This window comes from Vibrio sp. 10N.239.312.D08 (assembly GCF_041466145.1).
Lineage (GTDB): Bacteria > Pseudomonadota > Gammaproteobacteria > Enterobacterales > Vibrionaceae > Vibrio > Vibrio crassostreae_C.
In genome coordinates, this window is the sequence record NZ_JBFSSD010000036.1 from 41,574 (window position 1) to 53,941 (window position 12,368).

General features: G+C 45.8%; 8 protein-coding genes. 5 read left to right on the plus strand and 3 right to left on the minus strand.

From position 1 onward, the window contains the following. Positions 1 to 26 precede the first annotated feature (26 nt). Complete coding sequence (gene sppA, locus AB6D58_RS17650) at positions 27 to 1,877, minus strand: signal peptide peptidase SppA (protein ID WP_029235699.1); 1,851 nt, start codon at positions 1,875 to 1,877, stop codon at positions 27 to 29. Between the two features lie 279 nt (positions 1,878 to 2,156). On the opposite strand from sppA, the gene AB6D58_RS17655 reads away from it, so the two are divergent. From AB6D58_RS17655 to AB6D58_RS17665, 3 genes are all read left to right on the plus strand, one after another. Further along, the gene (locus AB6D58_RS17655) at positions 2,157 to 4,166 is read left to right on the plus strand and encodes an FAD-dependent oxidoreductase (RefSeq protein WP_372157912.1); all 2,010 of its coding nucleotides are present in this window, start codon (positions 2,157 to 2,159) and stop codon (positions 4,164 to 4,166) included. Between the two features lie 207 nt (positions 4,167 to 4,373). Then, positions 4,374 to 4,922 (plus strand): NAD(P)H nitroreductase, encoded by a 549-nt coding sequence (locus tag AB6D58_RS17660; protein ID WP_017059376.1) that lies wholly within the window; start codon positions 4,374 to 4,376, stop codon positions 4,920 to 4,922. A gap of 115 nt (positions 4,923 to 5,037) precedes the next feature. After that, on the plus strand, positions 5,038 to 7,032 hold the full coding sequence (locus tag AB6D58_RS17665) for a DNA topoisomerase III (protein ID WP_372157914.1): 1,995 nt from the start codon (positions 5,038 to 5,040) through the stop codon (positions 7,030 to 7,032). Between the two features lie 18 nt (positions 7,033 to 7,050). Here AB6D58_RS17665 and AB6D58_RS17670 read toward each other — a convergent pair whose 3' ends face one another. Together AB6D58_RS17670 and AB6D58_RS17675 are read right to left on the minus strand one after the other, a co-directional pair. Beyond that, a complete protein-coding gene (locus AB6D58_RS17670) occupies positions 7,051 to 8,082 on the minus strand; it encodes a DUF3080 domain-containing protein (protein ID WP_017063445.1) in 1,032 nt (343 codons plus the stop codon). Beyond that, on the minus strand, positions 8,060 to 8,746 hold the full coding sequence (locus tag AB6D58_RS17675) for an SDR family oxidoreductase (protein WP_017059372.1): 687 nt from the start codon (positions 8,744 to 8,746) through the stop codon (positions 8,060 to 8,062). Before AB6D58_RS17675 ends, AB6D58_RS17670 begins: the two co-directional genes overlap by 23 nt. 262 nt (positions 8,747 to 9,008) lie before the next feature. Between AB6D58_RS17675 and AB6D58_RS17680 the strand changes: the two genes are divergently transcribed. After that, the gene (locus tag AB6D58_RS17680) at positions 9,009 to 9,929 is read left to right on the plus strand and encodes a histone deacetylase (protein WP_136973525.1); all 921 of its coding nucleotides are present in this window, start codon (positions 9,009 to 9,011) and stop codon (positions 9,927 to 9,929) included. A gap of 193 nt (positions 9,930 to 10,122) precedes the next feature. Further along, on the plus strand, positions 10,123 to 12,249 hold the full coding sequence (locus tag AB6D58_RS17685; RefSeq protein ID WP_372157916.1) for a methyl-accepting chemotaxis protein: 2,127 nt from the start codon (positions 10,123 to 10,125) through the stop codon (positions 12,247 to 12,249). The last annotated feature ends 119 nt before the right edge of the window (positions 12,250 to 12,368 follow it).

The following is a 12,368-nucleotide window of genomic DNA, read 5'->3' on the forward strand; positions in this document are numbered from 1 at the left end:
CTTAGTCATTGAGTTATTGGCTCAACTTATTGAACTTGGCAATTTAAGCAGAAAGCGTATCGGCCTTGTGGGTCGTTAAAGCTGCCTAACAGCTGGCTATCTTGAGCTAACTGCTGAGTAACAGGCTGTAAACTGCTTGGTATCATCGATTGAATATCTAGGCCTATCGACATCTGAACTTGGTTCATAAATTCTTGAATAAATTGTTCAGTGGCCGAAAGTGGCTCTTCTACCCAGTAGATGTTGTAGCTTTCAAGCTCTGCAAGTGAAGCCGCAGCTGCAACCGCATCATCGAAATCACCAATCTCATCGACTAAGCCTTTCTGAATCGCATCTTGACCTGTCCAAACTCGACCTTGAGCAATCTTGTCGACAGCATCGACTTCCAGACCGCGATTTTCTCCAACTAGGCTGATGAATCGGCGGTATCCGTTTTCAATGCCCATTTGGAACGCGTCTTTCGCGCCATCGCTAAGTCCAGTTGTAATACCAAGACCTGAGAAAGGTGAGGTGCCAACGCCATCAGTGTAAACACCAATATCGTTCAACCCTTTTTCGAAGGTGGTGATAACACTGAAGATACCAATTGAACCCGTTAGTGTGGTTGGCTGAGCTAGGATCTTATCCGCACCCATCGAGATCCAGTAACCACCCGAAGCAGCAAGGCTCGACATCGACACAACAACCGGTTTACCCGCTTGCTTGATCGCTTCTATTTCATTACGGATAACTTCAGAAGCAAAGGCACTGCCACCTGGGCTATCGACACGAAGTACAACCGCTTTCACTTTATCGTCGTTACGTGCTTGGCGCAGTAGGGCTGCTGTGGTATCGCCGCCAACGGTGCCACGTGGTTGCTTGCCATCCATAATTGCGCCGCTCGCTACAATCACGGCAACGTCGTGTGATTCACTAGTCATGTTTGGAAGCATGGTTGTACGGTATTCGTAGTAACCAAACGCGTTGTAGCTGTCTTGGCCGTCACTGCCGAAAACATCGGCAAGCTCTAGTCGAACTTGCTGGCGTGTCGCTAGCTCATCCACTAAGCCAAGTTTCTCGGCCAGTTTTGCAATGTCACCGTCCACAGACTCAAGTTCTTTCAAGAAGGTGTCCATGCTTGGGTTCAGTGTCTTAGCGTCTATTTGACGGTTGTTGCTGACGTCATCAACGTACGCACCCCATAGTTGGCTTAACCAACGAGAAGCGGACTCTTTCGCTGCGTCTGACATGTCATCACGAATGAAAGGCTCAATAGCTGACTTATAAGTGCCCACACGGAACACGTGCGTGTTTACGTCTAGTTTCTCTAACAACGTTTTGTAGTAAAGCGAGTAAGCGCTATAGCCTTTAAGAAGAACCCCACCATCTGGTGATAGGAAGACCTTAGTTGCGTAGCTGGCTAGGTAGTATTGGCTTTGGTTGTAAAAGTCACCCACCGCATAAATCGGTTTGCCTGTTGCTTTGAACTCATTCAATGCTTTAGCAATGTAGCGTAGCTTGGTCAGGTTGGTTTCTGGCAGCTCTTTGAGAGCTAAAACGATACCAGTAACCTTGTCATCGTCTTTTGCGTAGCGAATCGTTTCAACGATATCAAACAGGATGTTCTCTTTTGGAAGGTCTTTGCCAAGTAGTGAACCTGTGACCGAATCCATCGGATTGATATAGCGGCTTTGTTCCACAATAGGGCCAGACAGATTAAGCACTAAAGCCGAATCCTGAGGAACCGTCGGTTGAGCCGTATCTGAATGGAAGTACACAAAGTAGATGATGGCGATACTGAGTAAAAAGACTAGGTTAACCAGCGCAAGACGTACAAACGTAATGAGCTTCCAAATCCCTTTAAAGAACATGCCTATAAATTTGAATATTTTTTTCATTCTGTCTCCGCAGTGAGATCACGTCGCTTTAACAAGCCGTAGTACCATTAATCTCAATAATATGAACTGCTTAGTATCCTACGATAATTCCCAAGCTCAAACTACACCAAGAATTGTTAATCGATATATATTCTCATTAAGTGTAGTCAAATTAAGGGCTTCTGAACGATTAATACGTGCAGCATTATGATCGGTGTTACAAAAATGTAAACGGTTGTTTGAACTTTTGGTAATTGAACTATACTGTGGTCAGACCACAAGGATAAAATAATAGAAGTGATGTCTGCCATGTACCCACATTTACTTGAACCACTCGATCTTGGATTTACCCAGTTACGTAACCGTGTATTGATGGGATCAATGCATACAGGTTTAGAAGAAAATAAAGAAGGTCTCCACAAACTCGCTGCATTTTATGAAGAGCGAGCAAAAGGAGGCGTTGGTCTTATTGTTACTGGTGGTTTCTCTCCTAATTTACGTGGCAGATTAACCCCATTCAGTGCTGAATTCAGTAAAGTAAAGCACGCTAAAGCGCACCAAGTTGTTACCGAAGCCGTCCACAAGCACGGCGGTAAAATTGCGCTTCAATTGTTGCATGCAGGTCGTTATGCGATGCACCCATTTGCGCAAAGTGCGTCTGGCATTAAAGCGCCTATCGCTAAGTTCGCTCCAAGTGAGATGAGCCCTCGTCAGATTAAAAAGACCATTGGTGCCTTTGCCAACAGTGCCGAACTCGCCCAAGTCGCGGGTTACGACGGCATTGAGATTATGGGATCTGAAGGTTACTTGATTAACCAATTCATCTGTAAACGTACCAATATGCGTTACGACGAATGGGGCGGTTCTTATGAGAAGCGCATGCGTTTCCCGCTGGAGATTGTTAAATCGATTCGCGAAGCAGTGGGTGACGACTTCATTATTATTTTCCGACTGTCGATGCTGGATTTGGTTGAGCAAGGCAGCACGTTTGAAGATGTTGTTCTTTTGGCTCAGAAGCTAGAAGAAGCGGGCGTGACTATCATCAATACCGGCATTGGTTGGCATGAAGCTCGTGTTCCGACTATCGCGACGCAAGTGCCACGAGGCGCATTCTCATGGGTAACTGAAAAAGTGAAACCATACGTGTCGATCCCAGTGGTGACATGTAACCGAATCAACACGCCAGAAGAGGCCGAACGTATCCTCAGTTCAGGACAGGCCGACATGGTATCAATGGCTCGTCCATTCTTGGCAGACCCAGACTTTGTTAATAAAGCCGCTCAAGACCAAGCACAGTTCATCAATACCTGTATCGGCTGTAACCAAGCCTGTCTTGATAACGTGTTTAAGGGTAAGCGAGCGAGCTGTTTGGTTAACCCACGCGCTTGTTACGAGACTGAAATTGTTGTTCAACCAGCTCAAGCGACTAAGACCATTGCCGTAGTCGGCGCAGGCCCTGCAGGTTTAGCTTGTGCGACGACGTTGGCGCAACGTGGACACAAGGTTGACTTGATTGAGAAAAATGACCGTATCGGCGGCCAGTTTAGGTTGGCAATGCAGATCCCGGGTAAAGAAGAATTCAGAGAAACGATTCGTTACTTTGCTAACCAAATCGACGCATCAGGCGTGAACCTGAAACTGGATACTGAAGCAACGTTTGAGATGTTGTTGAAGTACGATGAAGTGGTGATGGCTGCGGGTGTTGAACCAAGAAAGCTCGATATTGAGGGCATCGACCAAGAAAACGTGGTCGACTACCAAACCTTGATTCGCGAAAAGACACCAGTAGGCGAAAAGGTCGCAATTGTTGGTGCTGGTGGTATTGGTGTCGATGTGGCAACCATGCTAACCGAGCCTACTTCTCACAGTTTAGATGACTGGCTGCATGAGTGGGGCATCGATAAGAATATGGAACACCCAGGCGGACTTTACCCTTACCCTGATTCATTCAGTGACAAAACGGTTTGGGTGATGCAACGTAAAGCGGGTCGTGTTGGTAAAGGTCCGGGCAAGACTACTGGTTGGATTCATAAGCGCACGCTAGAAAAACGCGGTGTAAACCTTTTAGGCGGCGTAAGCTACAACAAGATTGATGATAAAGGTCTGCATATCAGCGTCGGTAAGAAAGAGCAGGTGCTCGATGCTGACTCGGTTATCGTATGTGCAGGTCAGGTGTCAGTTCGTCCATTTGAAGATATGTGGCAAGAGTTTGGTGGCAAACTGCACGTGATAGGCGGCGCCGATTACGCCGGTGAATTGGATGCAGTACGCGCAATTCGTCAAGGTGTTGAGCTAGCGATTAAGTTATAGAATCAGCTATCAAACTGTAATCTTATCGGTAGATGTTGTTAATTAATTTGCTGAGTTAGATTTTGAACAAGGCTCCTAAGTCATAGATTTAGGAGCCTTTATTGTTTCGAATCTAGCCTAAATGGACAGCCGTTGAGATTTATTATCGTTTGTATTCTGTGCTAAAGTTCAAGTATACAAATAATAAAGAAATAGTAAGGACTTCAAATGGATGCTTTGGATCTATTGCTCAACAGACGCTCAATCGCAAAACTCTCTGATCCGGCACCTGAAGGTGTGGCGTTAGAAAACATCATCAAAGCAGGGCTGCGTGCTCCAGACCACGGAGCACTAACACCTTGGCGCTTTGTTATCGCACAAGGTTCAGGCCTACAAAAACTTTCAGACATCTTGGTGCGCGCCGCTGAAGCGGATGACAGCGAAGAAGCGGTTATCGAGAAAGTAAAAAAAGCGCCGTTTCGAGCTCCAATGGTGATCACCGTGATTGCCAAAGTAACTGAGCACGAGAAAGTGCCTGCTATCGAACAACACCTCTCTGCAGGTTGCGCGGCACAGGCGATGCAAATGGCTGCAGTTGCACAAGGTTTCCAAGGCTTTTGGCGTTCAGGTAAATGGATGTTCCACCCAGAAGTACACCAAGCATTTGGCCTAGAAGGCGACGATGAAATTGTTGGCTTCCTATACCTAGGCACTCCGGGCTGTACGCCAATGAAGGTACCAGAACGCGACTTCTCTAAGTTTGTTGAGTTCTTATAAAGAAAGCAGAAGCTTGAATAGTGGAATGCTAACTGTATAAACAACCAGTTTTTCTTGATTTATTAGAGCCACATTAGATAATGTGGCTCTAATTGTTTGTAGCATCTGGAAAAACATGTCTCGCCTTATTATTGCTGAAAAACCAAGCCTCGGCCGCGCGATTGCCGCCGCACTACCTAATCCACAGAAGAAAGACCAAGGGTTTATCAAATGTGGTAATGGGGATGTGGTGACTTGGTGTATTGGACATTTATTGGAGCAGGTTGAGCCAGATGCTTATGATGATCGTTATAAGAAGTGGAATTTAGCCGATCTTCCTATTCTGCCAGAGCAATGGCAACTAAGACCTCGTAAGACGTCAAGCAAACAGCTCTCGGTGATCCGAAAGCTATTGAAGGACGCTACCCAAATTGTCCATGCGGGTGACCCGGATAGAGAAGGGCAGCTGCTGGTGGATGAAGTGATCGATTACTGCAAAGTCTCTAAGGCTAAGAAAGAGTCGATGGACAGGCTACTGATCAGCGACTTGAACTTACCTGCCGTAAAACGTGCACTTTCTCAAATGCGCAGCAACCGTGACTTTATTCCGCTTTCTATTTCCGCATTAGCGCGCTCTAGAGCCGATTGGCTGTATGGCATGAACATGACTCGTGCTTATACCTTACTCGGTCAAAAGGCTGGCTACCAAGGTGTGTTGTCGGTCGGGCGAGTACAAACGCCTGTACTTGGTTTGGTGGTAAGGCGCGATGAAGAGATCGAAAACTTTATTCCGAAAGATTACTTCACTTTGCACGCTTTGATCCCTTATCAAAATCACGGCCAGAGCTTTGATATTCGTGCGCGTTGGAAGCCAAGCGAAGCATGTAAACCATGGCAAGATGAAGAAGGGCGCGTGCTCAATCGAAAGCTGGTTGAGAATGTGGCTAACCGAATTGCGAATCAACCCGCGACGGTGACGGAATCAGAGCAAAAGCAAAGTAAACAAGCTGCGCCACTGCCTTACTCGCTGTCAGCCTTGCAGATTGATGCGTCTAAGCGTTTTGGTATGAGTGCTCAACAGGTGTTAGATACGTGTCAGTCATTGTACGAGAAACACAAACTCATCACTTACCCACGTTCTGATAGCCGCTATCTACCTAAAGAGCACTACTCACAAAGAGAGTCGGTCGTGGATGCTATCGCTAACAATGCCAAAGAGCTGCAAAGTGGTGCTCAAGGCGCGGATCTTTCACTTAAATCAAAAGCATGGAACGACAGCAAGGTTGATGCTCACCACGCGATTATTCCTACTCCGAAGAAATCATCGGTGAATGGTTTGTCTGCTAATGAGATGAAGATCTATCAGCAAATCGCTCGCCAGTATCTAATGCAGTTCTACCCACCTGCGGTTTTTGCTGATGCTAAGCTGGTCTTTGATATTGCTGGTGGTGTGTTCATCGCAAAAGGGCGTCAGCTTATCAACCCGGGTTGGAAGGTGTTGATGGGCAAAACAGATACCGAAGAGAAAGGTGATGGCACGGATACGGTTCCTCCATTGGATAAAGGTACCGTGTTGACGTGTCGTGAAGGCGTGATTGGCGATAAGAAAACCGAACCACCAAAGCACTTCACGGAAGCTACATTGCTTCAAGCGATGACAGGTATCGCGCGTTTTGTTGCGAACAAAGACCTTAAAGCCATTTTGAAAGAGACCGATGGCCTTGGCACAGAAGCAACCCGTGCAGGCATTTTAGATACTCTATTCAAAAGGCACCTGCTAACGCGCCAAGGTAAGAGCATTCACAGTAGCCCTGCGGGCAGAGGCTTGATTTATGCCTTACCTGAGGATTCTACCTTTCCAGACATGACGGCACATTGGGAACACCAGCTGCAAGGTATGGCAGAACGAAATCAAGCTTATCAGCCTTTCATGCAAGCGTTAGAAAGCAAGATTGATGGTTTGATGGGCAAGGTAAAAACCGGCGAAGTTCCTGAATCTCTGCGTCATCTTCCTAAAGTCGAAAGACCGGCTTTTAAACGTCGTAAAGGCGGTGGTGCGAAGAAGTCTTATGCCAAGACAGGTACCTATGCTAAAAAAGGTACTTCCGCTAAAAAGAGCACCAAAAGCTAAGACTTATTGAGTTAAGGATTAACGTCCGACTTTACGGCCACAACGTTTAAACAGTTGCTGCCAATAGTCAACATGGCGACGAGTAGATGATCGAAAGGCTTGATGTGCATCTTGGATGGGAAAGTAATAACTGTGCAGTTCAGGTTGCGCGTCAAACATTCCTAGTTGCGGGGCTATGTGCTGATAGTAGCCATCCAGTTGCGCCATGTAAGGCTGAACCTTACCTATGTATTGTTGCTCGAACACATTGTTGAGATAGCGGAACTTAGTGGTGTCTCGTTGTTTACCACAGATGATCTTGTCATCAAAAGTTGTCAGCTGTTTGGTGATGGTATCAAGCTCAACTGACGCCCGAGCGAGCGAGTAGTATAAATCCCCAAGGGTCGAACTCTTCTCTAATACTTCTTGAACCTCAGTGGTTTTGCCGGAAACGAGCGATGTGTTTAACGCTTGATTGATGTGTTCTAACGCATCACTGGTTTGTCGTACCTGATCGCCTATATCAGCGCGTAACCACTGACTACCCCGCATTTGTGACTGCATAGCATCGCTGGCATAGATGAGATTCCATTGATGCAGTGGAAACTGTGCGAGTTTCTGTTGCTCAATTTCTCTTAGTAATTCTACGATCTCTGGGTCTAATTCATTACTGGATAAACACTTGCCCACGCCTTCAAGTAGCGCGACTTGATAATCGTAATTACGAAACTCATCCGCGACCTTGCCCAGAACCGAATTTCTTTCTGCAATCAGATTGAACAATCCACACTGACGAAGCTGGTAGCTGTCGATGAGGCCGATAGAGAGTGAGGGCACGTCAAGCAGCAGTTCTCGTTTTCTCGGTAGGCTTTCAAATTCCCATTCCTCTATTATCTCGTCAGCATCTTGTACTCTGGCTATCTTTGTTTGATAGTCGTCGAACAAGTCGCCGGGGCCATCACTGAAACAGCCAGCTAGCATCACTGTTAGACAAAACAGCGTTGAGTGCTTAACTAGGTTTGAGAGATGCCCTGCATTCATCTGTGGATTACCAGTCAATTTCGCTGCCATCGAAATTGAAGAAGTGACCACTCACTTCGGTATTCGCTGACTCGATGACTTCAATCAGGCCGGAAGCTGAAGTGTCGGTGTCGATCAGAGCATTAGGGCCACCCATTTCAGTCTGCACCCAACCTGGATGCAGTGCTAACACCGTAAAGCCATCATCGGTTAAGTCGTTGCTTAGGCTCTTCACCACGGAGTTTAGAGCGGCTTTAGAGGAGCGATAGATGTAACCGCCGCCTGAGGTGTTCTCTGACATACTGCCGACTCTAGAGGATAAACAAGCGACCTTTTTGATATCGCTGTCTTTGAGTAAAGGCAATAGCGTTTCGACAAGCTTTAGTGGAGCGATGGTGTTGACTTCGAATACACGACGCCACTCTTCAACATCGGTATTACCCAGCCCGTAGCCTTTAGGGCCATAGTAGCCAGCGTTGTTGATCAAGATATCAATCGACTCTATTTGCGAAGGGAGTTGGCTTACTGCTTGGTAATCGGTTATCTCTAATTGAATACAGGTAAGGTTGGTGTTGTGGTCTGCGAGTGAGAGCAGTTCTTTTGCTGAATTGTCATCACGATAAGTCGCGTACACCTTGTGATTACTTTCCAAGTATTGTCGAGTCAGGCTTAAGCCAATGCCGCGGTTCGCTCCAGTAATAAAAATAACGCTCATGGTGATTCCTTTTCAGTTCAATTAGTTAAGTTTGATGGCTTAACACGAGAAAATCAACGCTCCACCAACTGGCCATTAGCATTCCTACAAAAATCATTACTGCTGCCGCTGAGCCGCAGATCACCCCAAAGATGAGTATTACGTTTTTCATTATGGTCTCTACTTTAGAATTAATAATAATGATAACCATTATCATTAATTAAGGTTGTCGCCAAGTTTGAGGCTGTTATGATTTTGAGAAAGATACGCAATTAGCCTGATTATGATTCCTTTAATTTACCACCCAATCTATTCACAGTTACCTTTACCAGAAGGTCATCGCTACCCAATCAACAAATATCAGTTGTTGCATAGTGCTGTTGAGGCGCTGATGAATAGCGAACCTCGATGGAAGTGCAAGTTTGAAGTGTGCCAACCAACGCCGGTTTCGGTTGAGCAAGTAAAACAGGTACATGATAGCGAATATGTTGATTTGCTCGTGTCTGGTAAGTTACCTGCAGCAAAGATGAGACGTATCGGTTTCCCGTGGAGCGAGCAACTTATCGAAAGAACACTCTACTCAAGTGGTGGAACCTGCTTGGCCGCTGAAATGGCAATAGAGACTGGTTTAGCGATTCATTTGAGTGGTGGTTATCATCATGCGCATCATGATTTTGGCAGTGGCTTTTGTTTGTTGAACGATTTGGTTTTAGCGGCAAAACACGCGCTGACCTTTGAACATATCGATAAAGTGCTGATCGTTGATAGCGACGTTCATCATGGTGATGGCACAGCAACTCTTTGTCAAGACAACGACGACATCATTACTCTGTCGTTCCACTGCGATAAAAACTTCCCTGCACGAAAGCCGCTATCCGATTTAGATGTGCCATTAAGTCGTGAAACAGAAGATGAAGAGTTCCTACGTTGTTTTGAACAAGTCACTAAGTTAGCGATTGCTCACCATCAACCTGATCTGATTATTTATGATGCGGGGATAGATATTCATCAAGACGATGAACTGGGTTATTTGAATGTCTCGACACAAGGGATATTTGAGCGCGACTGTTTCATGATTGAATTAGCGAAATCAGAGTCTATTCCGATGGCTTGCGTAGTCGGTGGCGGGTACCGCACTAAACACCAAGATCTGGTGCCGATTCACATGCAGCTGTTAAAAGCGGCCTATCATGTTCACGGTTAACCTCTCAAATTAGCGCCTGATAGCTCATTGAAATGATGGTGTGAAATAAGCGTATCTTGCACCATAAAAGACACGCTTGCACCATTGTGATTCATATAAAGTGCTTTTTTATTAATTAGTTACGTATTTGTGTGATTAATTGTGGTCTGTAAATTGCTTTACCCATGTGTCTATAAAAACACAAGGGATAAAAATGAACCTGACGGACAAGGAACGTAGTTGGCTTAATTGGTTTGGCGCAACAGGAAAACTGGCTATGCGCAGAGCTTGTTTCCTCAATCGAAGTAGGACGGAGGAGCTTGAACAAGCTTTTGAAAGTATTGCTCACACGCGAGTTCAACTTCTGCATAACTGGGTCAAGAATCAATGGGACTTTTTAGAAGACTCTGCTGTTTATTTGGCAAGTCGAACGGAAGAGCAAGCACAGGGGACGTTATCTAGCCTTCTTAAACGCAGTACGGATTTTTCTGAGTTGGCGATCGTCGATGCTAAGGGGATAGCACAAGCATCGAGTTATCATGAGCATGTAGGGGTTAACCTTGGAGACAAGAAGGCTTTAGTTGAAGGGGCTTCAAAGCGTTATCTGCATGGGCCGTATATGGATCAGCGCACGTTGAACGTAGGGGCTTCGAGTTCATCGTTTCATGACCAAGTAACGCTGATGTTTTATGTCCCCTTTTCTCGGGATGAAGGGGCGCCGCAATTCCTATGTGGTCGTGTTCCAAATGATGTTATTGGTGACATTATTCAAAGAGAAGCGGGGCATATTTATAGCGAGTCGGGTGATAACTATATCTTTATGGTCGACTCCATTCATGATCCTCATACTCAGCCGGGTGTTGCGCTCTCTCGTTCTCGCTTTGAAGATAATACCTTTTCACACGGCGAGAACTTAAAGCAAGGGGTTCATACTGATTGGGGAACGGTTAAGATCCAGCACCACACCGAATTTGAGATTCGCTTTACAGACCCAGCCACTAATCAGCTTCACCCAGGCGTAAGAGAAACCATTAAAAATGGCAATAACTTGTTTATTGGTTATCCGGGGTATTCTGACTATCGCCACATACCCGTTATTGGCAAAGGTATCACTTTTCAATTGGATGGTTCACCAGATACCTTTGGCATGATGTGTGAGTCCGATTTAGAAGAGGTCTACAGAGACCGAAGTCTAAGTTATACCTTATCTAAGCACTTTATCAGCTGCATGCTACTGCCTCTATTTGTTCCATTACTGTTTGCCAACCTTTATACACTCACACCTTTTATGCAGAGTGGCATTATGTTCGCTTGCGCGTTGCTTTCATTGGGCTTATTCCGTTTAGTTAGCGCCAAACCACTAGCGAAGAAGATTCATGAAATGACCGGGGTAATGCAGACCTTAGCTGAAGGTGATGGCAACTTAAGTCGGAGACTTGATCCCACCACATTCAGTCATAATGAACTTGGCAACTTAGGGCGCTGGACTAACAGTTTTATCGACAATTTAGATAACACGGTGAGTGAGTTGATCCATGCGAGTCACGAAGTTAGAGAGGTTTCGGAATCGATGTTTCGTCGCAGTGTCGTGATGAAGCAAACCAGTGATGATGCATCACAAGCGTTAAGCAATATGCTTCAGTTGAGTCAGTATCAACAGAGCGAAATTACTCATGCGAGTGTCTCAGCAACGCAAATGGACACGGTGATGAAACAAGCCGTCCTGAGCGCAGAGAAGGAGTACAATCAGTCCGTCGAAGGCATGGAGATTGTTCGCAATATCGTAGAAAGCTCGGCGCATAGCGTGAATGAGGTGAATAATGAAATGACTAAGGTGTCTGACATTATAGATATCATTACTGACATTACCGCGCAGACTAACCTTTTGGCCTTGAATGCGGCCATTGAGTCGGCAAGAGCAGGTGAACACGGGAGAGGGTTCTCTGTCGTCGCTTCTGAAGTAAGAACTCTGGCTGACCGAACTTCACAAGCTGCTAACCATATTAGTGACCTAATGAAAGAGCTGCATAGTAAGTCTCGCAGTGCTGTTGAGTCCATGGAGCGAGGTGTCGAGAATGTGAGTAAAGGAAACTTAACAGTCGACTCAAATGCTCGCAGTGAGCAAATTCAATCAGCGGTGAGTGACCTCTTTACCACGATGTCTAACTTAGATGAAAACAGTCAGAAAAATGGACAAACGGCAGATAAAGCCCAACGTTCAATATCTGACTTACAACTGTCTACTAAGCAACTCGCACGTCGAGTGTCCTTGATGGGCAATGCATTGAGCCGTTTAGACCAATTGATTGGGCGTTTTGAAGTGAGCCGAAAGGTGGCGTAGTGGAAAATACGTAAGTTCTTTACGCAAACGCCAGATACAAAAAAGCCGCTGATTTCTCAGCGGCTTTCTTTAAAGTGGTGGAGGGATAGGGATTTGAACCCTAGAACCGCTATTAACGG

Coding starts and splice junctions, on each gene's coding strand:
- sppA (WP_029235699.1), bottom strand. CDS start 1,877: ATGAAAAAAATATTCAAATTTATAGGCATGTTCTTTAAAGGGATTTGG.
- AB6D58_RS17655 (WP_372157912.1), top strand. CDS start 2,157: ATGTCTGCCATGTACCCACATTTACTTGAACCACTCGATCTTGGATTT.
- AB6D58_RS17660 (WP_017059376.1), top strand. CDS start 4,374: ATGGATGCTTTGGATCTATTGCTCAACAGACGCTCAATCGCAAAACTC.
- AB6D58_RS17665 (WP_372157914.1), top strand. CDS start 5,038: ATGTCTCGCCTTATTATTGCTGAAAAACCAAGCCTCGGCCGCGCGATT.
- AB6D58_RS17670 (WP_017063445.1), bottom strand. CDS start 8,082: ATGGCAGCGAAATTGACTGGTAATCCACAGATGAATGCAGGGCATCTC.
- AB6D58_RS17675 (WP_017059372.1), bottom strand. CDS start 8,746: ATGAGCGTTATTTTTATTACTGGAGCGAACCGCGGCATTGGCTTAAGC.
- AB6D58_RS17680 (WP_136973525.1), top strand. CDS start 9,009: ATGATTCCTTTAATTTACCACCCAATCTATTCACAGTTACCTTTACCA.
- AB6D58_RS17685 (WP_372157916.1), top strand. CDS start 10,123: ATGAACCTGACGGACAAGGAACGTAGTTGGCTTAATTGGTTTGGCGCA.